The 21,447-nt window shown below is 66.9% G+C and carries 17 protein-coding genes; 11 read left to right on the forward strand and 6 right to left on the reverse strand.

Annotated elements, in window-relative coordinates; all coding sequences use genetic code 11:
- Positions 1-300, reverse strand: a 300-nt coding sequence (locus tag CFB18_RS02320) for a Uma2 family endonuclease (RefSeq protein WP_143597485.1), incomplete at its 3' end; no start/stop codon positions are given.
- A gap of 185 nt (positions 301-485) precedes the next feature.
- Between CFB18_RS02320 and CFB18_RS02325 the strand changes: the two genes are divergently transcribed.
- The 6 genes from CFB18_RS02325 (at position 486) to CFB18_RS16165 (ending at position 8,287) form a co-directional block, all read left to right on the forward strand.
- The gene (locus CFB18_RS02325; RefSeq protein WP_088570212.1) at positions 486-2,780 is read left to right on the forward strand and encodes a xanthine dehydrogenase family protein molybdopterin-binding subunit; all 2,295 of its coding nucleotides are present in this window, start codon (positions 486-488) and stop codon (positions 2,778-2,780) included.
- A 166-nt stretch (positions 2,781-2,946) separates the two neighbouring features.
- Complete coding sequence (locus CFB18_RS02330; RefSeq protein ID WP_088570213.1) at positions 2,947-3,198, forward strand: DUF433 domain-containing protein; 252 nt, start codon at positions 2,947-2,949, stop codon at positions 3,196-3,198.
- Positions 3,195-3,572 (forward strand): DUF5615 family PIN-like protein, encoded by a 378-nt coding sequence (locus CFB18_RS02335; protein ID WP_088570214.1) that lies wholly within the window; start codon positions 3,195-3,197, stop codon positions 3,570-3,572. The genes CFB18_RS02330 and CFB18_RS02335 overlap by 4 nt, the downstream gene beginning before the upstream one ends.
- A 116-nt stretch (positions 3,573-3,688) precedes the next feature.
- Positions 3,689-5,143: a CoA-acylating methylmalonate-semialdehyde dehydrogenase gene (locus tag CFB18_RS02340; RefSeq protein WP_088570215.1), complete on the forward strand. Its 1,455-nt coding sequence runs from the start codon at positions 3,689-3,691 to the stop codon at positions 5,141-5,143.
- Positions 5,144-5,179: 36 nt separating this feature from the next.
- The gene (locus CFB18_RS02345; protein ID WP_200808040.1) at positions 5,180-6,754 is read left to right on the forward strand and encodes a xylulokinase; all 1,575 of its coding nucleotides are present in this window, start codon (positions 5,180-5,182) and stop codon (positions 6,752-6,754) included.
- Between the two features lie 27 nt (positions 6,755-6,781).
- Positions 6,782-8,287, forward strand: coding sequence for a pyridoxal phosphate-dependent decarboxylase family protein (locus CFB18_RS16165; protein WP_088570216.1), 1,506 nt, complete (start codon positions 6,782-6,784; stop codon positions 8,285-8,287).
- Positions 8,288-8,424: 137 nt separating this feature from the next.
- Here CFB18_RS16165 and CFB18_RS02355 read toward each other — a convergent pair whose 3' ends face one another.
- Entirely contained in the window at positions 8,425-10,137 is a 1,713-nt protein-coding gene (locus CFB18_RS02355) for an alpha-glucosidase (protein WP_088570217.1), read from the reverse strand.
- 93 nt (positions 10,138-10,230) lie between these two features.
- Positions 10,231-10,974: a class I SAM-dependent methyltransferase gene (locus CFB18_RS02360; RefSeq protein ID WP_088570218.1), complete on the reverse strand. Its 744-nt coding sequence runs from the start codon at positions 10,972-10,974 to the stop codon at positions 10,231-10,233.
- A gap of 445 nt (positions 10,975-11,419) precedes the next feature.
- Between CFB18_RS02360 and CFB18_RS02365 the strand changes: the two genes are divergently transcribed.
- The 3 genes from CFB18_RS02365 to CFB18_RS02375 all read left to right on the forward strand — a co-directional run bounded on the left by CFB18_RS02365 (position 11,420) and on the right by CFB18_RS02375 (position 15,880).
- Positions 11,420-11,677, forward strand: coding sequence for a hypothetical protein (locus tag CFB18_RS02365; protein WP_088570219.1), 258 nt, complete (start codon positions 11,420-11,422; stop codon positions 11,675-11,677).
- Between the two features lie 55 nt (positions 11,678-11,732).
- The gene (locus CFB18_RS02370) at positions 11,733-14,270 is read left to right on the forward strand and encodes a glycosyltransferase (RefSeq protein WP_088570220.1); all 2,538 of its coding nucleotides are present in this window, start codon (positions 11,733-11,735) and stop codon (positions 14,268-14,270) included.
- Between the two features lie 104 nt (positions 14,271-14,374).
- The gene (locus tag CFB18_RS02375) at positions 14,375-15,880 is read left to right on the forward strand and encodes a CCA tRNA nucleotidyltransferase (protein WP_088570221.1); all 1,506 of its coding nucleotides are present in this window, start codon (positions 14,375-14,377) and stop codon (positions 15,878-15,880) included.
- 190 nt (positions 15,881-16,070) lie between these two features.
- Here the strand turns inward: CFB18_RS02375 and CFB18_RS14860 are convergent, their stop codons facing one another.
- The 3 genes from CFB18_RS14860 to CFB18_RS02390 form a co-directional block, all read right to left on the reverse strand.
- Positions 16,071-16,301 (reverse strand): hypothetical protein, encoded by a 231-nt coding sequence (locus tag CFB18_RS14860; protein ID WP_143597487.1) that lies wholly within the window; start codon positions 16,299-16,301, stop codon positions 16,071-16,073.
- 218 nt (positions 16,302-16,519) lie between these two features.
- Positions 16,520-17,788, reverse strand: coding sequence for an aspartate aminotransferase family protein (locus tag CFB18_RS02385; RefSeq protein WP_088570222.1), 1,269 nt, complete (start codon positions 17,786-17,788; stop codon positions 16,520-16,522).
- Positions 17,789-17,876: 88 nt separating this feature from the next.
- Positions 17,877-18,215 carry a tRNA-binding protein gene (locus CFB18_RS02390; RefSeq protein ID WP_088570223.1) on the reverse strand — a complete coding sequence of 113 codons (339 nt, stop codon included), beginning with the start codon at positions 18,213-18,215 and terminating at the stop codon, positions 17,877-17,879.
- A gap of 156 nt (positions 18,216-18,371) precedes the next feature.
- On the opposite strand from CFB18_RS02390, the gene CFB18_RS02395 reads away from it, so the two are divergent.
- The gene (locus CFB18_RS02395) at positions 18,372-18,824 is read left to right on the forward strand and encodes an Hsp20/alpha crystallin family protein (RefSeq protein ID WP_088570224.1); all 453 of its coding nucleotides are present in this window, start codon (positions 18,372-18,374) and stop codon (positions 18,822-18,824) included.
- 107 nt (positions 18,825-18,931) lie between these two features.
- Positions 18,932-21,427, forward strand: a complete 2,496-nt coding sequence (gene lon / locus CFB18_RS02400; protein WP_088570234.1) for an endopeptidase La — start codon at positions 18,932-18,934, stop codon at positions 21,425-21,427.
- Positions 21,428-21,447 lie beyond the last annotated feature (20 nt).

A 21,447-nucleotide genomic window follows, 5' to 3' on the forward strand; every position in this document is an offset into this window, starting at 1 on the left:
GTGGGCGGAGGCGTAGAAATCGGGGCGATAGCGGAGCAGCGCCACATCCGGCTGCGGCTCTGAACGGGTCCCCAGGCGGATGGGATCCTGGGCGCCGACGATCGCACGATCTCCCACGGCTCGATCCAGGAGCCGGACGAGGCGCTTCACGCAGGCGGCGTGTCGGCTTCCGATGGGGCTCATGGTGACGAGTTCTCCTTCGATGAGCTCCACGCGGTCGTCTTCGGAGAGGATGCCGGCCTCGGCCATGCGGTGGTATTCCTCCACAGTGAACAAGCGCCGCTGGACCTGAACGCGCATCGTTTTCCTCCTTCATCCCGAAGAGCCCAGCCAGGGTCTTCTCCTTCCAGCGTAACACCCCTGGCCTGGCATGGCAAGGCGCTCGCTTCCGGCGATTCTGGACAGCCTTCGCGATCCAGTCTATCTTTGAAGAGACATCCGTCTCCACGGATGCCCGGACCCCGGTGAGGGAGGTAGAAGACGCGATGACCATCGGTCAGCGGATCCCCATGCGGGATGGCCATCTGAAGGCGACGGGGCGCTTGAAGTTCGGCGCTGACCTTCGATTGCCCGATCTCCTGTATGCCCGCTTGGTCCTCAGCCCCCATGCCCACGGCCGCCTCCGGCGGATCGAAACCGCCCCCGCCCGCGCCGTCCCCGGCGTCGTTGCCGTGCTGACCGCGGCGGATCTGCCATGGTTCCAGCGGGAGCCGGAGAGCCACGCGCGGGCGCTGTTAGCCTGGGAGCGCGTGGTGTATTACGGCCAGCCGGTCGCCGTGGTGCTGGCGGAGAGCGAGGCCGCGGCGGCGGACAGCGCCGCCCGGGTCGAGATCGATATCGAGCCGCTGCCTGCTGTGGTGGATCCCCTGAAGGCGATGGCGCCGGACGCGCCGCGGATCTGGCCGGGCGGACGCCCCGGGGTGCGGGCGGACGCCGGGGCCCACGCGGCGGACGTCGGGAGCGCCTCGGAAGGATCCGCCGTCCTGCCTCCCAACGTCTCCGACCACGTCCGCTACACCCGCGGGGAGATCGCCCGGGGCTTCGAAGAGGCGGATCTCGTCCTGGAACTTACTTATCGCACCGCTTCGGTGCATCAGGCGTATATCGAACCGCACACGACGACGGCGGCCCTCGATCCGGCCACCGAGACGCTGACCATCTGGACCAGCACGCAGGATCCCTTCGGGGTGCGGGAGGAGGTCGCCGATTTCCTGGGCTGGCCGGAGAACCGGATCCGGGTGGTGCCGACGCCGGTGGGGGGCGGCTTCGGCGGCAAGTTCACCCTGCTGGAGCCCCTGGTGGCTGCCCTGGCCATCCATACCCGCCGGCCCGTCCGGCTCACCCTCACCCGACAGGAGGAGTTCCTCATCGGAACACCCGCCCACGCCTCCATCATCACCCTGAAGACCGGGGTGAAGCGGGATGGAACCCTCACCGCCCTCCAGGCCCGCGTGATCTTCGACGCGGGGGCTTTCCCGGGCTCCCCGGCGCGCATCGCCGCGAACCTGTTGGGGAGCTTCTATCGCTTCCCCCACTATGAGATCGAGGCCTTCGAGGTGCTGACCCACAAGCCAGGGGTCGGTGCCTATCGCGCGCCGGGCGCGCCCCAGGCCCTCTTCGCCCTGGAGTCCCAGATGGATGAGATGGCCCGCCAGCTGGGGCTGGACCCCCTGGAGTTCCGGTTGCGGAATGTGATGGGGGAAGGGGACGAGCTGCCCAGCGGGAAGCGCTATGGCCCCATCGGCCTGCGGGCCTGCCTGGAGGCCCTGCGGGAGCATCCGCTGTGGCGGGAAGGGCGTCGGGAGCCCGGGGAGGGCATCGGGCTGGCGGTGGGCGGCTGGCATGGAGGGCTCGAGCCGGCCGCCGCGATGTGCCATGTGGATCGCGACGGCAGCGTCCGGATCTACGTGGGGGCGGTGGACCTGCAGGGCACGCACACGGCGATGGCTCAGCTGGCCGCCTCGATCCTGGGGGTGCCCCTGGAGCAGGTGCGGATCCTCCAGGGGGATACCGACACCAGCCCCTATGCCGGGGCCAGCGGGGGCAGCAAGACCATCTACACGGTGGGCTTGGCGGTGCAGCGGGCAGCGGAGGAGGCCCGCCAGCAGATCCTGCGCATCGCCGCGGAGCATCTGGAGGTCGCCCCGGAGGATCTGGAGATCCACGATGGCCAGATCTACGTCCGGGGGGTTCCGGAGCCCCGGATGCGCGTCGGCGAGGTGGCCGCCCTGGCCCAGCGGTTCGGGGGGAAGTTCGAGCCGGTGTTCGGTCGGGGGACCTCCGCCCAGCGGGAGCAGGCGCCGGGCTTCGCCGCCATGCTCGTCCGGGTGCGGGTGGATCCGGAGACCGGCCGGGTGACGGTGCGGGAGGTGGTGGTGGCCCAGGATGTCGGCCGGGCCCTGAACCCGTTGCTGATCGAAGGGCAGATGCACGGCGGGGCGGCTCAGGGTCTGGGCTGGGGTCTTTGGGAGGCCCTGCGTTACGATGAGAATGGGGTGGCGCTGACTGCCTCCTTCCTGGATTACGCCCTCCCCATCGCCCCGGAGGTCCCGCCCATCGAAACCCGCATCGTCGAGGTTCCCAGCCCGCACGGCCCCTTTGGGGCCCGGGGCGTTGGGGAGCCGCCGGTGGTGCCCGGGGCGGCCGCCGTGGCCAATGCGATCCGGGATGCGGTCGGCGTCCGGATGACCGAGCTGCCCATCACCCCGGAACGCCTGTGGACGGCCATGACCGCCCGGATGATCGCCGAGACCCGCCTCCGACACGAGTGGGGGGATTAATGGTTTGGGGCAGGATCCCTCGCGAATCGACCGTTTGGAGGATGCATCCTCTCCGTGGGAGCGGCTTCCGCCGCGAACCATTGCGGGATCGAAGACGGGGTTCGGGGCTGAAGTCCCCTATGCAAGCCGAAATTCATTAATTGTGCTAATCGAAAGGAGCATGACGATGGAGCTCCGACATTACCGTTTCCGGCGTATTACGATGGATCCCAACAAATGCATGGGGAAGCCATGCATCCGTGGTTTGCGAATTCCGGTATCCTCGATCCTAAATTACCTGAGCTCCGGCATGACGATTGAAGAGATCCTTCAAGAGTGGCCTGAGCTGGAACGCGAAGATATCTATGAAGCCCTTGCCTTTGCGGCCTTCATGTTAGAAGAGCGTGTGCTTCCTTTAGAGGAGGTCCGCACACAATGAGGTTTCTGTTAAACATGAATATGCCCCGCTCTTTGTCCAAGCACTTGCAGGATAAAGGATACTCTTGTCGTCATGCAGGGGATATCGGTCTGAGTCACGCAGAGGATTGGCAAATCATTGAGGAAGCTCGACGTCAAGAGGAGATCATCCTCACCCATGATCTGGATTATGGCCGTCTGCTGGCTTTTACGCGCCAGTCTTCCCCTTCTATCATCATTTTCCGCACCCGTCGTTCCCAACCTGATCAGATATTTCAGAAATTAATCGATATACTTCCTCAAGTAGAGGAATACCTTCGGAGAGGTTCGATCATTGTTGTAGAGGATCAAATTATACGCATTCGAAGGCTGCCTTTTGATGAGCCTCGGAGATGAATGTAAGCAAATCGTTAGAATGATTCGCTGTCCTCTACAGGCTTGACCGCCGGGCCTTCCGGCATGGGTTGGGAACGAGGTTCGGCGTAAGCGAGATCCTGTTGCGGGAGGGACCTATGGGGAGCGAGGTGTTGCGGAACTACATCGGCGGCCAGTGGGTGGCGTCGGCGACGGACACCTACCTGGAGGTGCGCAACCCGGCCCTGGATGCGGTGATCGCCCGGGTTCCCCTCTCCACGGTGGAGGAAGTGAACCGAGCGGTGGCGGCAGCCCGGGAGGCTTTTGAGTCGTGGCGGCGCCTCCCCATCCCGGTCCGCGCTCGCTATCTCCTGCGCCTGCGGGATCAGGTGGAGCGGCGTTTTGAGGACCTGGCCCGCACCATCGTGCAGGAGCACGGGAAGACCCTGGAGGAAGCCCGGGGGGAGATGCAGCGGACCCTGGAGAACATCGAGGCGGCCGCTGGGATGTTCACCGCGCTCATGGGTTATCACACCCCCCAGGTCGCCGATGGGATCGATGAGGAGTGCATCCTGGAGCCGGTGGGCGTCTTCTGCTGCATCGCACCCTTCAACTTCCCCGCCATGATCCCCTCGTGGTTCTTCCCCTACGCCCTCGTCGCCGGGAACACCTACATCGTCAAGCCCTCCGAGATCTGCCCCATCACGCAAACCCGTATCTTCGAGCTGATCCACGAGGTTGGCTTCCCTCCGGGGGTGATCAACATGGTCCACGGGGGGAAGGAGGTGGTGGACGCGCTGCTGACCCACCCCGACGTTGCGGGGGTCTCCTTCGTGGGCTCCACGCCGGTGGCGAAGTATGTCTACGCCACGGCGGCCGCCCACGGCAAGCGAGCCCAGTGCCACGGCGGGGCCAAGAACGCCCTGGTGGTGATGCCCGACGCGGACCTGGAGCGCACGGTCCCGGCCATCCTCTCCTCCGCCTTTGGGTCGGCGGGCCAGCGCTGCCTGGCCGGCTCCCTGGTGATGGCCGTGGGGGAGATCCACAAGCCGTTGCGGCGGGCCTTGGTGGAGGGAGCGTCCCGCATCCGGGTGGGTTACGGGCTCGACGAGGGCGTGCAGATGGGTCCGGTGGTCTCCCGCAAAGCCTTGGAGCGGATCCACCGCTATATCGAGCTCGGCGTGCGGGAAGAAGCCGAGCTGATCCTGGACGGACGGGGGATCCGGGTGCCGGGCTATCCCAACGGCTATTTCATCGGGCCGACGATCTTCGACGAGGTGCAGCCGAAGATGACCATCGCCTGCGAGGAGATCTTCGGCCCGGTGCTGGGGGTGATCCGGGTGCGTGATCTGGAGGAGGCCCTGGAGATCATCAACGGCCTCCCCTATGGGAACGCCGCCTCCTTGTTCACCCGGGACGGGCGGGCGGCCCGGGAGTTCCGGCTGCGGGTGCGCGCAGGCAACGTGGGGATCAACATCGGCGTGGCCGCCCCCATCGCCCCTTACCCCTTCGCCGGGCAGAAGCAATCCTTCTTCGGCGACCTCCACGGCCAGGGGATGGACACCTTATACTTCTTCACGGATCGCAAAGTGGTCATCACCCGCTGGTTCTAAGCGGCAGGCCCTTCTTCGCCCCGCGAGGAAGTCGCGGTGCCGGGCGAGCGCTGGATCCTAACGATGGACCTGGGGACGACGGGCCCCAAGGTGGGCCTGGTCTCGACGCAGGGGGAGCTCCTGGCCTGGGAGAAGGAGCCCACCCGGTTGTCCCTCCTGTCGGACGGCGGGGCGGAACAGGATCCCCATGAATGGTGGGAGGCCATCCGGCGGGCCACCCATCGCTTGCTGGAAGGGATCCCGGAGGCCCGGGAACGCATCGTCGCCATCGGCTGCACCGGCATGTGGTCCACCCTCGTCCCCGTGGACCGCGAAGGCGCTCCGTTAACCCCTGCGATCCTCTGGATGGACGCCCGGGGCGCGCCGGAGGTGGAGGAGATGTTCGGCGGCTTCCCCTCCGTGGCGGGCTACCGTCTCGATCGCCTGATCCTCTGGATCCGGCTGACGGGAGGGGTCCCGGGCCATTCGGGGAAGGATTCGTTCGCTCATCTTCTGTATCTGCGCCGTCGTCGCCCGGAGGTCTATCGGGAGACCTGGAAGTTCCTGGAGGCGAAGGACTATCTGAACCTCCGCCTGACCGGGTGCGCCGCCGCTTCTTACGATTCCGTCGCCCTCTTCTGGCTCACCGACAACCGGGACATCCTCCGGATCGACTATCATCCCGCGTTGCTTCGGACGGCGGGCGTGGATCGGGAGAAGCTCCCCGACCTCCGGAAGGCCGTGGAGATCCTGGGTCCGCTCCGGCCGGAAGCGGCCCGGGACCTGGACCTCCGCCCGGGGATCCCGGTGATCGTGGGGACGCCGGATGTGCAGGCCGGAGCGGTCGGCTCCGGGGCGGTGGCGGATGAGGCCCCGCACCTCTATCTGGGCACTTCCTCATGGCTCACCTGTCACGTGCCGTTCCGCCGGGTGGATCTCCTTCGGAACATGACCACGCTCCCCTCCGCGATCCCCGGCCGCTATTTCATCGCCAACGAGCAGGAGACGGCGGGAGCCTGCCTGCAGGTCCTGGGCCGGCTGCTCCAGGATCCCACCGCAACGGCCCCTCTCCCCGAGCCGCTCCTGGACGCCCTCGCGGCCCAGGCCCCGCCGGGGAGCGGGGGCCTGTTGTTTACGCCGTGGCTGTATGGGGAGCGAACGCCGGTGGAGGACAGCGCCCTGCGCGGGGGGTTTTTCAACCTCTCCCTGGAGACCCAACGGGAACATCTGGTGCGGGCGGTCTTCGAGGGTGTCGCTTACAACACCCGCTGGCTGTTGGAGGCGGTGGAGGCTTTCCTCCGGCATCGCGTGGAGGATATCCGGTTCATCGGGGGCGGGGCGCGCTCGGCTGTCTGGGGCCAGATCATGGCGGACGTTCTGAACCGGACGATCCATACGGTGCAGGAGCCGCAGCTGGCGGCCCTGCGCGGGGTCGCCCTGCTCGCCACGGTGGCCCTCGGTGAGCTGACGTGGGCGGAGATCCCGGAGCGGGTGCCTATTGCCGCTACCTTCCGTCCAGATCCCGCCCACCGCGCGCGCTACGACGCGCTGTTCCGGGAGTTCCTGGCCCTCTATCGGGCGACCCGCGGCATTTACCGGCGCCTTCACCGCCGCCGCTCGCTCTTCGTCTGAGATGGCGGATCCCTCAGGAGCTGTGAGATGCCACGCGAAGATGGGTTGTGGGGGTTCCTCCGGCGAAGGCTTCGTTCATGGCTTGCCCGGCTGGAGCGACCGGTGCGGGCAGTGCCTGGGGTGGAGCGTCGCCTGGAGGAGGAATACGCGGAGGTGTTGCGAGGGCTGGAGCCGCTCCTCAAACCTTACCGGGATCTTCCCGCCTTCCACCGGTTGCCCCCGGAGGGGCGGTCCCCGGAGTGGGTGTTTCAGCATCTGGAAGCGCTGGCGGCCCGGGAGGAGCCGCGATGGCGAAAGGGCTATGCCTCGGGGGCGGTGTATCACGGCGGGGGACCCCACGTGGCCTTCCTGAACCGCGTCTACGCCCTTTTCTCCCAGACCAACCCCCTCCACCCGGATCTCTGGCCCAGCGTGGCGCGGATGGAGGCGGAGATCGTCTCCATGACCGCGCACATGCTGGGCGCGGACGCCGCGGGCGAGGAGATCGTGGGGACGGTGACCTCATGCGGGACGGAGAGCATCCTGCTGGCGCTGAAGGCCTACCGGGACTGGGCCCGGGAGACGCGGGGGATCGTCCGGCCGGAGGTGGTGCTCCCGGTCACCGCCCACGCGGCGTTCGAGAAGGCCGCTCAGCTCCTCGGGTTGCGCTTGATCTACGTCCCCGTGGATGCGGGTTATCGGGCCGATGTGGCGGCCATGGCCCGGGCGATCACCCGTCGCACCATCGTCCTGGTGGCCTCCGCTCCCTCGTTCCCCCATGGCATCATCGACCCTGTCCCGGAGATCGCGACCCTGGCCCGGGCGCACGGGATCGGCTGCCACGTGGATGCATGCCTGGGCGGGTTCATCCTGCCGTGGGCGGAACGGCTGGGCTATCCCGTCCCTCCCTTCGATTTCCGACTGCCCGGCGTGACTTCGATCTCTGTCGATCCGCACAAATACGGATACGCGCCGAAGGGCGTCTCGGTGATCCTGTATCGGGGAAGGGCGCTGCGCCGTTATCAATACTTCGCGGCCACGGACTGGCCGGGGGGCCTCTACGCCACCCCTACGCTGCTGGGAAGCCGTCCCGGCGGTCTGATCGCCGCGGCCTGGGCGGCGATGGTCGCGCTGGGGGAGCAAGGGTATCTGGAGGCCACGCGCGCGATCCTGGAGACGGCAGCCCGGATCCGGGAGGGGATCCGCCAGATCGCCGGGTTGGAGGTCATGGGGGATCCCCTCTGGGTGATCGCCTTCACATCGAAGGAGTTCGATATTTACCGGGTGCTGGAGCGGATGGGGCAGAGGGGCTGGAGTTTAAACGCGCTGCAGCACCCGCCGGCGGTGCATCTTGCGGTCACCCTGCGCCACACCCAGCCCGGGGTGGCCGAGCGGTTCCTGGAGGATCTGCGGGAAAGCGTGGCCTGGGTGCGGGCACACCCCGAGGAACGGGGCGCCCTGGCCCCGGTCTACGGCATGGCCGCTACCTTGCCCTTCCGCGGGGTGGTCCGGGATCTGCTCCACCGCTATTTAGATTTGCTCTACACGCCGTGAGCGGGTGAGGCATCGCTGGAACATCGTAGGGGCGCAGCGGCGCTGCGCCCTTACTTGTTATGAATGTAGGACGAAATTCATTTCGGCCTATCCGAGAGCCTGCAAGCAAGCGGCGTGCGGCGTCGGTGGTGCGCCGTTTATCGCCGGAGGAGCTCCATCAGCGTGATCTCGAAGGGCGCCAGCCGCAGCTCCCGGAGGGCTTCCTCGGCGCCCTCCTTCCGGTGGGTGGAGAAGAGGCACCGGCCCCAGGTCGGGAGATCGAGGCGCACGTGGGCCGGGCCTTCGCTCATGTTCATCGCCACCAGGCAGGCCGAGCCGTCCTCCCGCAGCCGGCGCAGGAAGATCAGGGCCTCCTCGGAATCCTCCGCCAGAGGGACGTATTCGCCCGCGAGCAAAGCCGGCGTGCGCTGCCGCAGGCGGATCAGACGCCGATAAAAAGCAAGCAGCGAATCCGGCTCCTCCAGCTGATCCGCCACGTTCACCCCCTCCTGGTAGTTCGGATGCACCGGGAGCCACGGGGCCACCCCCGGCGGGCAGAAGCCGGCGTTCGGCGCCCGGGACCACTGCATCGGCGTCCGGCATTTGTCCCGGCCGAACTGCGCCCCACGGATCACGGCCTCCTCATGGGGCGTTCCGAACAGCTCCCGCTCCACCGTATACCACCAGCGGCCCAAGGGATCCTTGAACAAAGAGAGGTCGGTGAGGATCAGATCCCGCATGCCGATCTCTTCCCCGTAGTAGAGGAAAGGCGTCCCCCACAGGGTGAGCATGAGGGCGGCGGCGATGCGGGCGATCTCCCGGTCATGCCGGCCGTCCCCGTAGCGGCTGAGGACGCGGGAGACGTCGTGGTTGCCCATGGTGTTGCAGGGCCATGCGCCGGGGGGCAGCCCGGCCAGCCGCTCCCGCTGGTTCGCCCGCACCACCGCCGGCGTCAGGCGCGGGGCCTTCATCAACGGGAAGTTGAAGACCAGATGCAGCTCGTCCTCCCCGTTCCCGTAATACGCCAGGTCCTCCGTCTCCCCCACCAGCACCACGTCCCCATAGGCGTTGACCAGGGCCCGCAGCTCCCGCATCAGGTCGTGGACCTCGGGCAGGTCCTCCTGATAGCGGAACATCTCCTGGCGGATGCGCCACAGGCGCTCCCGCTCCGCCTCATCCGTGGCCGCGTTCCACGCCTTCAGCCACTCGGGGTAGCTCATCGGCGCCGTCTGATCCGGGAGCGCGGGATCTTCGAAGATCGTCCCCACCGCGTCCAAGCGGAAGCCGTCCACCCCCATGTCCAGCCAGAAGCGGACGACGTCGAACATCGCCCGCTTCACTGCCGGGTTCCGCCAGTTGAGATCCGGCTGCTCTTTAAAGAAGAAGTGATAGTAATACTGGCCGGTTTGCGGATCGTATTCCCAAGCGGAGCCGCCGAAGGCTGAATACCAGTTGTTGGGAGGCTCGCCGTCCTTGCCGTCGCGCCAGATATACCAGTCCCGCTTCGGATGATCGCAGCGGGAGCGGGACTCCTGAAACCACGGGTGCTGATCCGAGGTGTGGTTGAGCACCAGATCCAGGATCACCCGGATGTTCCGGCGGTGGGCGTCCTCCAGGAGGCGGCGGAAATCCTCCAGGGTCCCGTATTCCGGGGCCACGTTCGTGTAGTCCGCGACGTCGTATCCCCAATCCACCAGCGGGGAAGGGTAGTGGGGGCACAGCCAGATGGCCTCGACCCCCAGGTCCTGGAGGTAATCCAGATGGCGACGGATCCCCTCCAGGTCTCCGATGCCGTCCCCGTTCGCGTCCGCAAAGCTGCGGGGATAGATCTGATAGAACACGGCCCTCTGCCACCAGCGCAAGGACGTCATCGCGCAACCTCCGGTGCCTCCGGCTTGGATTCCAGAGCGCTTGGGAAAGGGGAGAAGCCGAAGCGATCGGCCTCCTGTAACGAGTGAGAGATTTTATTCGGGTGAGGGCGGATCGACAAGGGGCCGGGCGAACAGGCCGACCAGGTGAAGGCGCCATCCGCGCAGGGGGCGCCACGCGGTGAGCCGTTCGTAAAGGGCGGCGAGGGCGAAGAGGAGTGGGTGGAAGGCCAGATATGTGGGATCCTCGATCTCGAACCAGGCGATCTCCTGCAGGCCGGCCGCGCGGAGGAGGCGGCGCAACGCCCCCGGCGTGTTGGCGCGATAGAAGGTGGGGAAGATGTCCTGGGGCGCGCGGCCGTAGAGGCGGCGCACCAGCGGGCGGCGCCAGCGCGATGGGATGGCGCGCCCCAGGGCGATGAGCGGATGACGGGCGTTGGGCGTGAGCAGGAGAAGGCGTCCTCCCGGCTTTAACACCCGGGCGATCTCCCGGAAAGCCAGCTGGGGCTCCGGCAGGTGCTCGATCACCCAGGTGCAGAGGACCAAATCAAAGGTCCACGCGGGGAAGGGCAGGGCCTCCAGCCGTGCCTGGGCCCGGAGGGGGAGGATGCGGTTCTCCCGAAGGGAAGGGAAATCCGCATCCACCCCGACGGCCAGGCCCACTCGCTCCTGGAACCGGCCCAGCACCCCCCAGCGCCCGCATCCCGCATCCAGGGCGCGGACGTAGGGGAGGAGCAACGGCTCCAGCAGGGCGTTCAGGACATCCCCCGCCGGCCGCCATCCCGGCCGTTGCGCCTGATACCGGCGGCGCGCCTGCTCCTGACGGGAGAGCTCCAGCATGGACACCTATCGGAAGAGGGCTCTGCTGGCAACTATTCTGGCCCCGGCCGCCCAACCTGTCATCGGACCACCCCGGGGAACGAAACGCCGCCGGACTCCTCGCTGGAACCGAAGCCCTCCTGAGGTTAGAGGATCTTATATTGACGTCTCCCAAAGATTGGTAAAAATAAAAAGTGAACTCAGGCGTTTGAACGGGACGGCGATGAGGAACGCAAGGAAAGCCGGTCGATGGGTGGTCGGCATGTCCCTCAGGGTGGCCTCGAAGGGAACGGTGTCCCCCTGTGGATCCTCTTGGATGCCTCGCTCCAGAGACCGTTGAGCCTCTTGCCGAAGCGATCAGTGGAGTCGTTCAGATGCCCCGGAGGAGACGAGCGCGGGGTCTGCCAAAGGGGGTGGCCAGGGCGCGCTGGGTTTTTCCTGTGGGCTCCCGGTTGAGGAGGAGGCTATGGCGATTCGGGTGCGATGGGTGGTCCTGGATGCCGCGGAGGATCATGGGGAGCCCGGGTGCTATGAGTTCCAGGGGCCATCCATGCGGATTTGGGTGGAGCACCTGGGCCCAGGCCAGTTTCTGGTCCTCACCTGGGCGACCACCGCTTCGGAGGCTCCCTCGGCCCCGGAGGATCCAGAGCAATCCCTCCAGCCCTATCTGAGCCAGATCTGTCGCGGGCAGATCCGTCCATCTCGCAGCATTGTGTGGTTCTGATCGTTTCCGGATCTCCAGATCCGCAGTCGCGCCTCCTTGTGGAAAGGAGGTGGCTATGACCCTTTTGAAGGCCGACGAGGTGGTCTTCGGCGTGCTCTCCTTTGAGGGACCGGATCCCTATGCGCAGGCAGGAGGTCTGGCGGTTCGGGTGACCCAGCTGACGGAGGCGCTCGCGCAAAGAGGGTTCACTGTGCACCTTTTCTTCATCGGCGACCCGGAGGCTCCGGGGCAGGAGGCTCGTCTGGATGGGCGGCTGATCCTCCATCGCTGGTGCCAATGGATCAGCCGGCATCATCCCCTCGGGGTTTACGATGGAGAGGAGGGCAAACGGAGGGATTTCACCGCCACAGCCCCTCTCTATCTGCTCGAGCAGGTCATCCGTCCGGCTCTGGAGACCGGGCGTCTTCCGGTCATCCTGGCCGAGGAGTGGCACACAGCGGAGGCGGTGATCCATCTGGATGAGCTCCTCCGCGCCCGCGGCTGGCGGGAGCGCTGCGTGATCCTCTGGAACGCTAACAACACCATATCCTTCCATCGGATCGACTGGCAGAGGTTGAGCGCTGCGGTGCAACTGCTCACCGTCAGCCGCTACATGAAGCACCAGATGTGGAAGCTCGGGGTGAACCCCATGGTGATCCCCAACGGCATCCCCAGCGCCCTCTTGGAGCCGGTCCCGCGCGAGCGGATCTCGGCCCTGCATCAGGCCCTGGGCGTGGATGAGCGCACCGTGATGCTCTTCAAGGTCGGCCGTTTCGATCCTGCCAAGCGCTGGCTGCTGGCGGTGGAGGCGGCTGCTCGCTTGAAGGCCATGGGCTACCGGGTGGTTTTCCCCCTGCGTGGGGGAATCGAACCCCACGGCCGGGAGGTGTTCGAGCGGGCGGGGGCGCTGGGGTTGCGGACGGCCCATCTTGCGGCGCGGCCCGCCAGCTGGGAGGAGTTGCTGGAGGCACTCCGCGTGCAGCCACCCGCCGAGCTTTACGCTCTGGAGTTCCCGCTTCCTCAGAACTGGCTACGCCCCTTCTATGCGGCCGCGGATGCGGTGCTGGCCATCAGCGGCCATGAGCCCTTCGGGTTGACGGGCTTGGAGGCGATGGCAGCCGGGGGGATCGTGTTCACAGGGGCTACGGGGGAGGAATACGCGCTGGACGGTCAGGCGGCCGTGGTGTTGGATACCGATCAGCCGGAGGAGATCGTCCTCCGGTTGCTGGATCTGCGGGCGGAACCGGCCCGCGCGGAGGCCCTCCGTCGGGCCGCCCGTCAGCGAGCGGCGGATTTCACATGGCCGCGGGTCCTGGAGATCTTCCTGGAGAAGATCGGCGTCGTCGCCCGGGCCCAGGGGGCGCTTCCGTGGCCGCAGACGGTCTTCCGACGACCGAACGGCCGGGTGCAGGATGTGGTGGTCTACACGGTGGTCCATCAGCCCCGCCGGCTGCGTCTGCCCGCCCAGCCCCTTCCGCGCGGATCCTCCGCCGCGCTCCTGGCTCAGGGGCTGTTCGATGAGGAGCTCAACGAGCGCTATTTCCGGCGCGCCGCGCAGCGCTGTTACCACCCGGCCGTCGCCCGCTTCCAGGCGTTGCTGGACGCCGGGTTCCGGCTGGCGATCGGCTTCTCCCTCACCTTCCTCGAACAAGCCGAGCGATGGGATGAGGAGCTATTAGACCGCTTCCGCGAGCTGGTTCACCACCCCCACGTGGAGCTGGTGGTCGTGGAGCCGCGCCACAGCATGCTCCCCCTCTGGGACCTCCCGGCCTTCATCCAGCGGATGGGATGGGCGGCCGATTACCTGGAGAAGGTGTTCGGAGTGCGCCCCCGCGTTGCGGACACCACCGAGATGCTGATGTCCCCTTCGATCTATCACGCGCTGGATCGGGCCGGTTTCGCCGCCGCCTTTCTCGACGGCCGGCCCTGGGTCCTGGAATGGCGTCAGCCGACTTATCTCTATCACCACAACGGTGGACGGATGAAGCTGTTGGCCCGTCACTATCAGCTCAGCGACGATGTGGGCTACCGGTTCTCAAACCGGAACTGGGAAGGCTGGCCGTTGCGGGCGGACCGGTATGCCGAGTGGCTGGCTCAGCATCCGGGCGACTTCGTGGTCCTGGGGTGGGACTTTGAGACGTTCGGGGAGCATCATCGGGAGGACACGGGGATCTTCGCCTTCCTCGAGGCGTTGCCCCAAGAGGTGATGCGGAGGGGGTTGAGCTTCCGCACGCCCACGGAGATCCTCGAGCGTTACGGCGCGCGGAGCTTTGAGCTCCCCTTGCCGGCCTTCCCCAGCACGTGGGCGGGAAGCGGCGGTCTGGATTTCTTCCTGGGCAACGATGCGCAACGCGCGGTCTTCCGGCTGATGATCGAGGCCTATCACATGGCGTGCCTGACCGGAGACCCCGAGATCCGCGAGCTGGCGCTCTATCTCGCCCAGTCCGACAACCTGCATATGCTTCAATGGTTCGGCCGCTCCGGCCCGGAGGCCGAGGTTTCCGCTTACTTTACTCCCTCGGAATGGTGGTCCCTCGGGCCGGAGCGCATCGTGTGGGAGGTCCAGCAGGTGTTCAAGAACTTCATCGCCGTCTTGGAGCCCCACAGGGCTTGAGGCGAAGTCAGCGGGGGCGTGGAAGCTCTCCGCCGGTTTTTTGTAAGCGCCGCCCGATGTGCTAACTTGAGGGTGGTCCGCAATCCTCATCCAGGATCGCCCGGATGGAAGTGGCGGCGCGCGTCTTGCTGGAGGCCCTGAAGCGTCTCCTGGAGGATGGCCCCTATGAGGCCCGGCTGGTGGGCGGGGCCGTGCGGGATCGACTAATGGGCCGGGAGCCCAACGACTTCGACGCGGTGGTGGTCGGCCCGGCGCTGTCCCTCGCCCGCGCCCTGGCGGACGCCGTGGGCGGGGCCTTCTACATCCTGGACGCCCGCCGAGAGTTCGGGCGCGTGGTCTGGCGGAGCCCGCAGGGCCGCCGGTTCTACGTGGATCTGGCCCGGCGGGAGGGGGATTCGTGGGAGGAGGACCTTCGGCGCCGGGATTTCACGATCAACGCCATGATGGTCGAGATCGAGGCCTTCCTGCGCCCGGAGGGATTCGTTCCCTTCGATCCGCTGGGCGGGCTGGAGGATCTGCGGACGGGGTGGCTGCGCCCCTGCGCCCCCGACGCCTTCCGACGCGACCCGGTGCGGACGCTGCGGGCGGTCCGCTTCGAAGCGGAGCTCGGGCTCCGGCTGGCGCCGGAGGCGGAAGCGGCCCTCGTGGAAGCCGTCCCCTGGCTTTTCCTCACCGCCGCGGAACGGATCCGCGATGAGCTGGTCAAGATCCTCCTCATCCCCCCGGCCGTCCGGAGCCTTCGCCGGATGGAAGCTCTGGGGCTCCTGGAGCGGATCCTGCCCGAGGTGGCGAGCCTGCGGGGCCTGACGCAGAGCCCTCCCCATGTGTGGGACGCCTATGCGCACACCCTGCGGGCCGTGGCGGCGATGGAACGGTTGCTGGGGTCGTGGGCGGAGTCTCCCGAGCTGCAGGATCTGCCGCCCCGATGGGCGGAGGTGGAGGCCGCGATGGCGCCCTGGCGGGAGCGCCTGCAGTCCCGCTGGGAGGAGGAAGTGGCCGTCGGGCGCCCCCGACGGGCGCTGTTGCTGCTTTCCGCCCTGTTCCACGACGTCGGGAAGGCTGGAACCCGCACCGTCGAGCCGGACGGACGGATCCGCTTCATCGGCCACGAGGCCATCGGGGCGAGGTGGGCGGCCGATCGGCTGGAGGCGCTCCGCTTCAGCGGCGATGAGATCGAGGAGGTGGAGACCCTGGTTCGTCATCACATGCGGCCCCACGGGATGGCGCGAAGGCTCACCCCACGGGGGATCTACCGGTTCTTCCGGGAGGTGGGGGAGCGGGGGATGGACCTGGCGCTGCTGGCCCTGGCGGACACCCTGGCCGTGTGGGGGCCCACGCTGACGGAGGACATCTGGGGGCCTCGGCTCCGCGTGGCCCAGGCCCTCTGGCAGGCCTTCTTTGAGGCCCCGGAGCGGTTCGTCCGCGTGGTTCCCCTGATCCGGGGGGAGGATCTCCTGGCCATGGGGGTGCCGGAGGGACCCCAGATCGGCCGCCTTCTGGAGGCCATCCGGGAGGCCCAGGCGGCCGGCGAGATCACCACCCGGGAGGAAGCCCTGGCCCTCGCCCGCCGCCTGATCGACGAAGTTGGGGAATCGGAAGCACGTGGATAAGGGAAACGCCCCTTAGAGAAGCGCAGGTTTTCCTTGGAAGGCACCTGCCCACCAGAACACAAAGTTCAGATCCGGTATCTCTGTGAAATGTGTATCCCGAGTAGCTAGAGTTAATCCTTTCTGAACAGCAATTACAGCAATCCAAATATCATTCTCTGGAATGGGACGTCCTCTTTCCCTCAATTTGTTCTTAATAAATTGGATTTATCCTTTCGCAATCTTGATCAATTGCTTGACGGATTTGTTCGATCTCTTCCATGGGGATCGCTCCGGCAAAGCGAAGCAGCTCTCGCCCCGGTGTGCCCTGAGGAGCCCCTTGAAGCATTGCTTTCACATATTCAAGAATTTGCTTCTGCTGTTGTTCTGATAATTGTTCGAGTTGTTCTATAATTTCGTAGATGATTGTCTTCCCGTTATTCATATTGTCCACCTCCGCTTGGAGCTGGTCTTCGCCCGTGATTGCTCGCCTTATACTCAGTGTGAGGCGACGGGAGCCGTCGAAGCGGTCCCTGGAGATGACTGGGCCGCTTTCGGTGGCTCGCAAGGACCAAGCCGGGCAGGTCGTTTCCTTACGACCCTGGGCGCGGTTTCTGTTCCGGCCACGCGCGGAAGCATCCGGGTCGTCCGGCAGGGCTTGCCTTATGTGGCCGCTTCCATGGCTTCTCCCAGCGCCTCCTCGAAGATGCGGAGCCCTTCCTGGATCTGTTCCGAGGTGACGACGAGGGGTGGGATCCAGCGGATGACGTTGTCGTAAGTGCCACAGGTAAGCAGGAGCAGGCCTCGGCGGAAGCAGGCGGCCTGAACCGCCTTGGCCATCCCGGTGTCCGGCTGGCCGTCCCGGGTGAACTCCACGCCCACCATCAGGCCGCGCCCGCGGACCTCCCCGATGGCGGGGAAGCGGGCGGCGAGCCGGCGCAGGCCTTCCAGCAGCTCAGCGCCCCGGGCAGCCGCGTTCTCGGGAAGCCGCTCCTCCTTCATCACCCGGATGGTGGCCGTGGCCGCCGCGCAGGAGACCGCGTTAGCCCCGAAGGTCCCCCCATGGGCTCCCGGCTTCCAGCGGGCCATGAGTTCCGCGCGCGCGGCGATGCCCGAGAGGGGCAACCCTGAGGCGATCCCCTTCGCCATGATCAGGATGTCCGGCACGATCCCTTCGTGCTCGACGGCGAAGAAGCGGCCGGTCCGCCCGAAGCCCGTCTGCACCTCGTCGGCGATCAGCAGGATGCCGTAGTGATCGCACCGCTCCCGCAGGGCGGCCAGGAAACCCAGGGGGGGCACCACATAGCCGCCCTCGCCCAGGATGGGCTCCACCAAGATGGCCGCCGTCTCCTCCGGGGCTGTCTGGGATTTGAGGAGGAGGTCCAGCTCCCGCAGACAGAAACGCAGGGTGGTCTCCTCATCCCATCCGTAGCGATAAGGGTAGGGGTAAGGTGCGACGAAGACCCCGGCGGGCAATGGCTGATAGCCAGCCCGGTAGATCGTCTTGCTGGTCGTGAGGGCCATGGCCATGTGGGTCCGCCCGTGGAAGCTCCCCTGGAAGACGATGAGGTTGGGCCGGCCGGTGACGTAGCGGGCCAGCTTGACCGCCGCCTCCACCGCCTCCGCCCCGCTGTTGGCGAAGAAGAACGTGTCCAGCGGGGCGGGGACGACGGTGAGCAGCTCCTCCACCAGCTCCAGGGCGGGGCGGTGGATGACGATGTTGATCTGGCCGTGGAGGAGACGAGCCGCCTGCTCCTGGATCGCCGCCACGACTTTGGGATGGCAGTGGCCGGTGTTGGTCACCCCGATCCCACTGGTGAAATCCAGATAGCGCCGTCCGTCCGCCCCGTAGAGGTAGACGCCCTCGCCGTGGCTGACCTCCAGGTCGAAGATGCGCAGCCAGACGGGGGAAAGATGCGCGCGGGTCGTCATCTCCGGCCTCCTGTTCGACGGGAATCGATGGGGGACGTCCCCCTCCATTCTAACCCGGTCGGGCAGGGCCTGCCGGGCCCCGGCCTCCTTAGAACACCCGTCCGCCCAGAGGAACCTCCGCATCGGGCCGCAGGAGGACCACCTCCCCGGCCTCGTCGGGGACACCCAGGACCAGGACCTCGGAGACGAAGCCGGCGACGTTCTTCGGCGGGAAGTTGACCACGGCGATGACCAGCCGCCCCACCAGCTCCTCCGGCCGGTAGCGGGCGGCCAGGGCCGCGCTGCTGGTCCGCACCCCCAGCTCGGGCCCAAAGTCGATCCAGAGGCGGATGGACGGCTTGCGGGCCCGGGGATGGGGCTCCGCGCGGACCACCCGCCCCACCCGCATGTCGACTCGGAGGAAGTCCTCATAGGTGATCGACGTCATGCTGGCCTCCAGGAAGGCACGTTCACAGCTTTAACGGATTTTAAAACCATCAGGCCTCCCAGTGGATGGAGACCGCTCCCGGTGTTATGCTAAAATCGGGAGGGGAGTGGGAACAGCGATCCGGACTCTCCCGGAGAACCCGGCGGAGCGTCGCCTATGGATGAATTTGAGCGGGCCTTTGAGCGCTTTGAGTCCCAGATGGAGCGACTCCTCCAGGACATCCTGACCCGTCAGCGCTGGCTGTTGCGCCACGGGAACGCCTGGCGTCCGCCCACGGATGTTTACGAAACCGATGAGGCGGTGGTGGTGCGGGTGGAGATCGCCGGGTTGCGGCCCGAGGATGTGATGGTGGCGCTGCATGATCGTTGGCTGGTGATCAGCGGCTACCGACACGATCCCACCCCCAAGGTCGCTTATCATCAGCTGGAAATCCATTATGGGGAGTTCCACGTGGAGATCTATCTGCCCTGGGCGCTGGACGCCGACGCGGCCCAGGCCGTGTATCGGGACGGTTTCCTCATCGTGACTCTGCCCAAGAAGCCGCCGCTGACCATCACGGTGCGGACGCCCCGGCGGCTTCCGGTGACGAAAACGGAGGCGAATCCGTGAGTTCGTTCTCCCGGATGGAGGTCATGCACCCGATGATGTGGGCGCGGCCGTTGGGGTTCGAGTGGGAAGGCTATCTTCTGGGCGATGAGGGAGAGGAGATCCCACCCATGGGGGTGAGGCCGGAGCCCGAGCGGGGCGGGGAGGAGCCCGCAGTGGAGATCCCTGAAGAGCTCCCCATCCTCCCCCTGCGGGGCGTGGTGGTCTATCCCCTGACGGTAGTCCCCCTGGCCATCGGGCAGCCCCGCTCCATCCGGCTGGTCGATGATGTGGTCCTGGGCAAGAAGCTGGTCGGGCTGGTGGCCAGCAAGCGGCCGGAGCTGGAGGAGCCGATGCCCGAGGACTGCTATACGGTCGGGACGCTGGCGCTCATCCAGCGCCTGCTCCGGATGCCCGACGGCACCATGCGCATCCTGGTGCTGGGGCTGGAGCGGATCCGCATCCTGGAATACACGGCCACCCAGCCTTATCTGAAGGCCCGGGTGGAGCGCCACCCCGAGACCATGACCCCCGGGCCGGAGCTGGAAGCCCTCCGGCGCAAGACCGCCGAGCTCTTCGCCCGCATGGTCGAGCTGGTCCCCGGCCTCCCGGATCAGCTGGGGTCGATGGCGATGGCGGTCGAGGATCCCCGGCAGCTGGCCTACGCGGTGGCTACGTATCTCCGGATGTCCCTCCAGGAGGCCCAGGAGATCCTGGAGCTGGACGACGTGGCCGCGAAGCTGCATAAGCTCATCGCCATCCTGACCCGCGAGATCGAGGTCCTGGAGCTGGGCCGCAAGATCCAGTCGGAGGCCCAGGCCCAGGTGGAGAAGATGCAGCGGGAGTTCTTCCTCCGCCAGCAGCTGGAGGCCATCCGCCGCGAGCTGGGCGAGGCCGACGAACACCAGATGGAGATCGAGGAGTTCCGGCGGAAGATCGAGGAGGCCGGGATGCCGCCGGAAGCCCGGCGGGAGGCCCTGCGGGAGCTGGAGCGTATGGCCAAGCTGCCCCCCGCCTCCGCCGAATACGGCGTGATCCGCACCTACCTGGACTGGATGGTCAGCCTCCCCTGGAACAAGACCACCCCCGACAACCTGGACGTGGCCCACGCCCGTAAGGTCCTGGATGAGGATCATTATGGCCTGCAGGACGTCAAGGAGCGCATCCTGGAGTATCTGGCGGTGCGCAAGCTGAAGCAGGAGCGGGCAGCGCAGCTGGAGGAGCTGGAGACCCGGGACTATATCCGTCGGGCTCGGGAGGGCGCCATCCTCTGTTTCGTGGGGCCACCAGGCGTGGGCAAGACCTCCTTGGGCCAATCCATCGCCCGGGCGATGGGGCGCAAGTTCACCCGCATCGCCCTGGGCGGCATCCGCGACGAGGCGGAGATCCGCGGCTTCCGCCGGACCTACGTCGGGGCCATGCCCGGGCGCATCATCCAGGCGTTGCGTCGGGTGGAATCCCGCAACCCCGTCTTCATGCTGGACGAGGTGGACAAGATCGGGGCGGACTGGCGGGGCGACCCGGCCTCAGCCCTCCTGGAGGTGCTGGACCCCGAGCAGAACCGGGAGTTCCGGGATCATTACCTCGATGTGCCCTTCGATCTCTCCCAGGTGCTCTTCATCTGCACCGCCAACCAGCTGGACACGATCCCTGCGCCGCTGCGGGATCGGATGGAGATCATCTTCATCCCCGGCTACACAGAGACGGAGAAGTTCCACATCGCTATGGGCTATCTCATCCCGCGGCAGTTGCGGGAGAACGGCCTCCTGCCCGGGGAGATCACCTTCACCGAGGCGGCGGTGCGCCGGATCATCCGGGAATACACCCGCGAGGCGGGGGTCCGGAACCTGGAGCGGGCCATCGGGCGGGTGTGCCGCAAGGTGGCCACCCGCATCGCCGAGGGGGCCACGGAGGCGGCCATGGTGGACGCCGAGGACGTCCCCCGCTATCTGGGCAAGCCGCTGTTCACGGAGGAGGAGATCACGCATCGGGTGGAGGTCCCCGGGGTGGCCATCGGGCTGGCCTGGACGCCGACGGGGGGCGATGTGCTGTTCATCGAGGCCACCCGGATGCCGGGGAGCAAGGGGTTCGTCCTCACGGGCTCCCTGGGGGAAGTGATGCGGGAGTCCGCTCAGGCGGCCTTAAGCTACGTGCGGGCCCACGCGAAGGACTACGGGATCCCGGAGCGCTTCTTCGATCAGAGCGACATCCACATCCACGTGCCGGCGGGGGCGGTGCCCAAGGATGGTCCCTCAGCGGGCATCACCATCGTCACGGCTCTGGTCTCCCTGCTCACCGACCGGCCGGTCCGGCCGGACGTGGGGATGACGGGGGAGATCACCCTGCGGGGGAAGGTGTTGCCCGTGGGGGGCATCAAGGAGAAGGCCCTGGCGGCCCACCGGGTGGGCCTGCGCACGGTGATCCTTCCCAAGCGGAATGAAAAGGATCTGGAGGATGTGCCCGAGGACGTCCGCCAGGCGATGCAGTTCGTGCTGGTGGAGACCATCGATGAGGCCCTGCAGGTAGCGTTGCAGGATCGCCGGGAGGGTGCTCGGGCGGTCTCCAAAGACGGAGCGCGGCGCTCCCGCGCGCCGGCGAAGGCCCGGGGCGGCCGGGCCTCACGCTGAGCGAGAAAGCAGCTGACGGG

This window comes from Thermoflexus hugenholtzii JAD2 (assembly GCF_900187885.1).
Lineage (GTDB): Bacteria > Chloroflexota > Anaerolineae > Thermoflexales > Thermoflexaceae > Thermoflexus > Thermoflexus hugenholtzii.

Excerpts from the sequence above, each read along its gene's own strand:
- CFB18_RS16165 (WP_088570216.1), top strand. The coding sequence starts at position 6,782 with ATGCCACGCGAAGATGGGTTGTGGGGGTTCCTCCGGCGAAGGCTTCGT.
- CFB18_RS02360 (WP_088570218.1), bottom strand. The coding sequence starts at position 10,974 with ATGCTGGAGCTCTCCCGTCAGGAGCAGGCGCGCCGCCGGTATCAGGCG.
- CFB18_RS02355 (WP_088570217.1), bottom strand. The coding sequence starts at position 10,137 with ATGACGTCCTTGCGCTGGTGGCAGAGGGCCGTGTTCTATCAGATCTAT.
- CFB18_RS02390 (WP_088570223.1), bottom strand. The coding sequence starts at position 18,215 with ATGACGTCGATCACCTATGAGGACTTCCTCCGAGTCGACATGCGGGTG.
- CFB18_RS02365 (WP_088570219.1), top strand. The coding sequence starts at position 11,420 with ATGGCGATTCGGGTGCGATGGGTGGTCCTGGATGCCGCGGAGGATCAT.
- CFB18_RS02385 (WP_088570222.1), bottom strand. The coding sequence starts at position 17,788 with ATGACGACCCGCGCGCATCTTTCCCCCGTCTGGCTGCGCATCTTCGAC.
- CFB18_RS02330 (WP_088570213.1), top strand. The coding sequence starts at position 2,947 with ATGGAGCTCCGACATTACCGTTTCCGGCGTATTACGATGGATCCCAAC.
- CFB18_RS02325 (WP_088570212.1), top strand. The coding sequence starts at position 486 with ATGACCATCGGTCAGCGGATCCCCATGCGGGATGGCCATCTGAAGGCG.
- CFB18_RS02395 (WP_088570224.1), top strand. The coding sequence starts at position 18,372 with ATGGATGAATTTGAGCGGGCCTTTGAGCGCTTTGAGTCCCAGATGGAG.
- CFB18_RS02370 (WP_088570220.1), top strand. The coding sequence starts at position 11,733 with ATGACCCTTTTGAAGGCCGACGAGGTGGTCTTCGGCGTGCTCTCCTTT.
- lon (WP_088570234.1), top strand. The coding sequence starts at position 18,932 with ATGGGGGTGAGGCCGGAGCCCGAGCGGGGCGGGGAGGAGCCCGCAGTG.
- CFB18_RS02335 (WP_088570214.1), top strand. The coding sequence starts at position 3,195 with ATGAGGTTTCTGTTAAACATGAATATGCCCCGCTCTTTGTCCAAGCAC.
- CFB18_RS02340 (WP_088570215.1), top strand. The coding sequence starts at position 3,689 with ATGGGGAGCGAGGTGTTGCGGAACTACATCGGCGGCCAGTGGGTGGCG.
- CFB18_RS14860 (WP_143597487.1), bottom strand. The coding sequence starts at position 16,301 with ATGAATAACGGGAAGACAATCATCTACGAAATTATAGAACAACTCGAA.
- CFB18_RS02375 (WP_088570221.1), top strand. The coding sequence starts at position 14,375 with ATGGAAGTGGCGGCGCGCGTCTTGCTGGAGGCCCTGAAGCGTCTCCTG.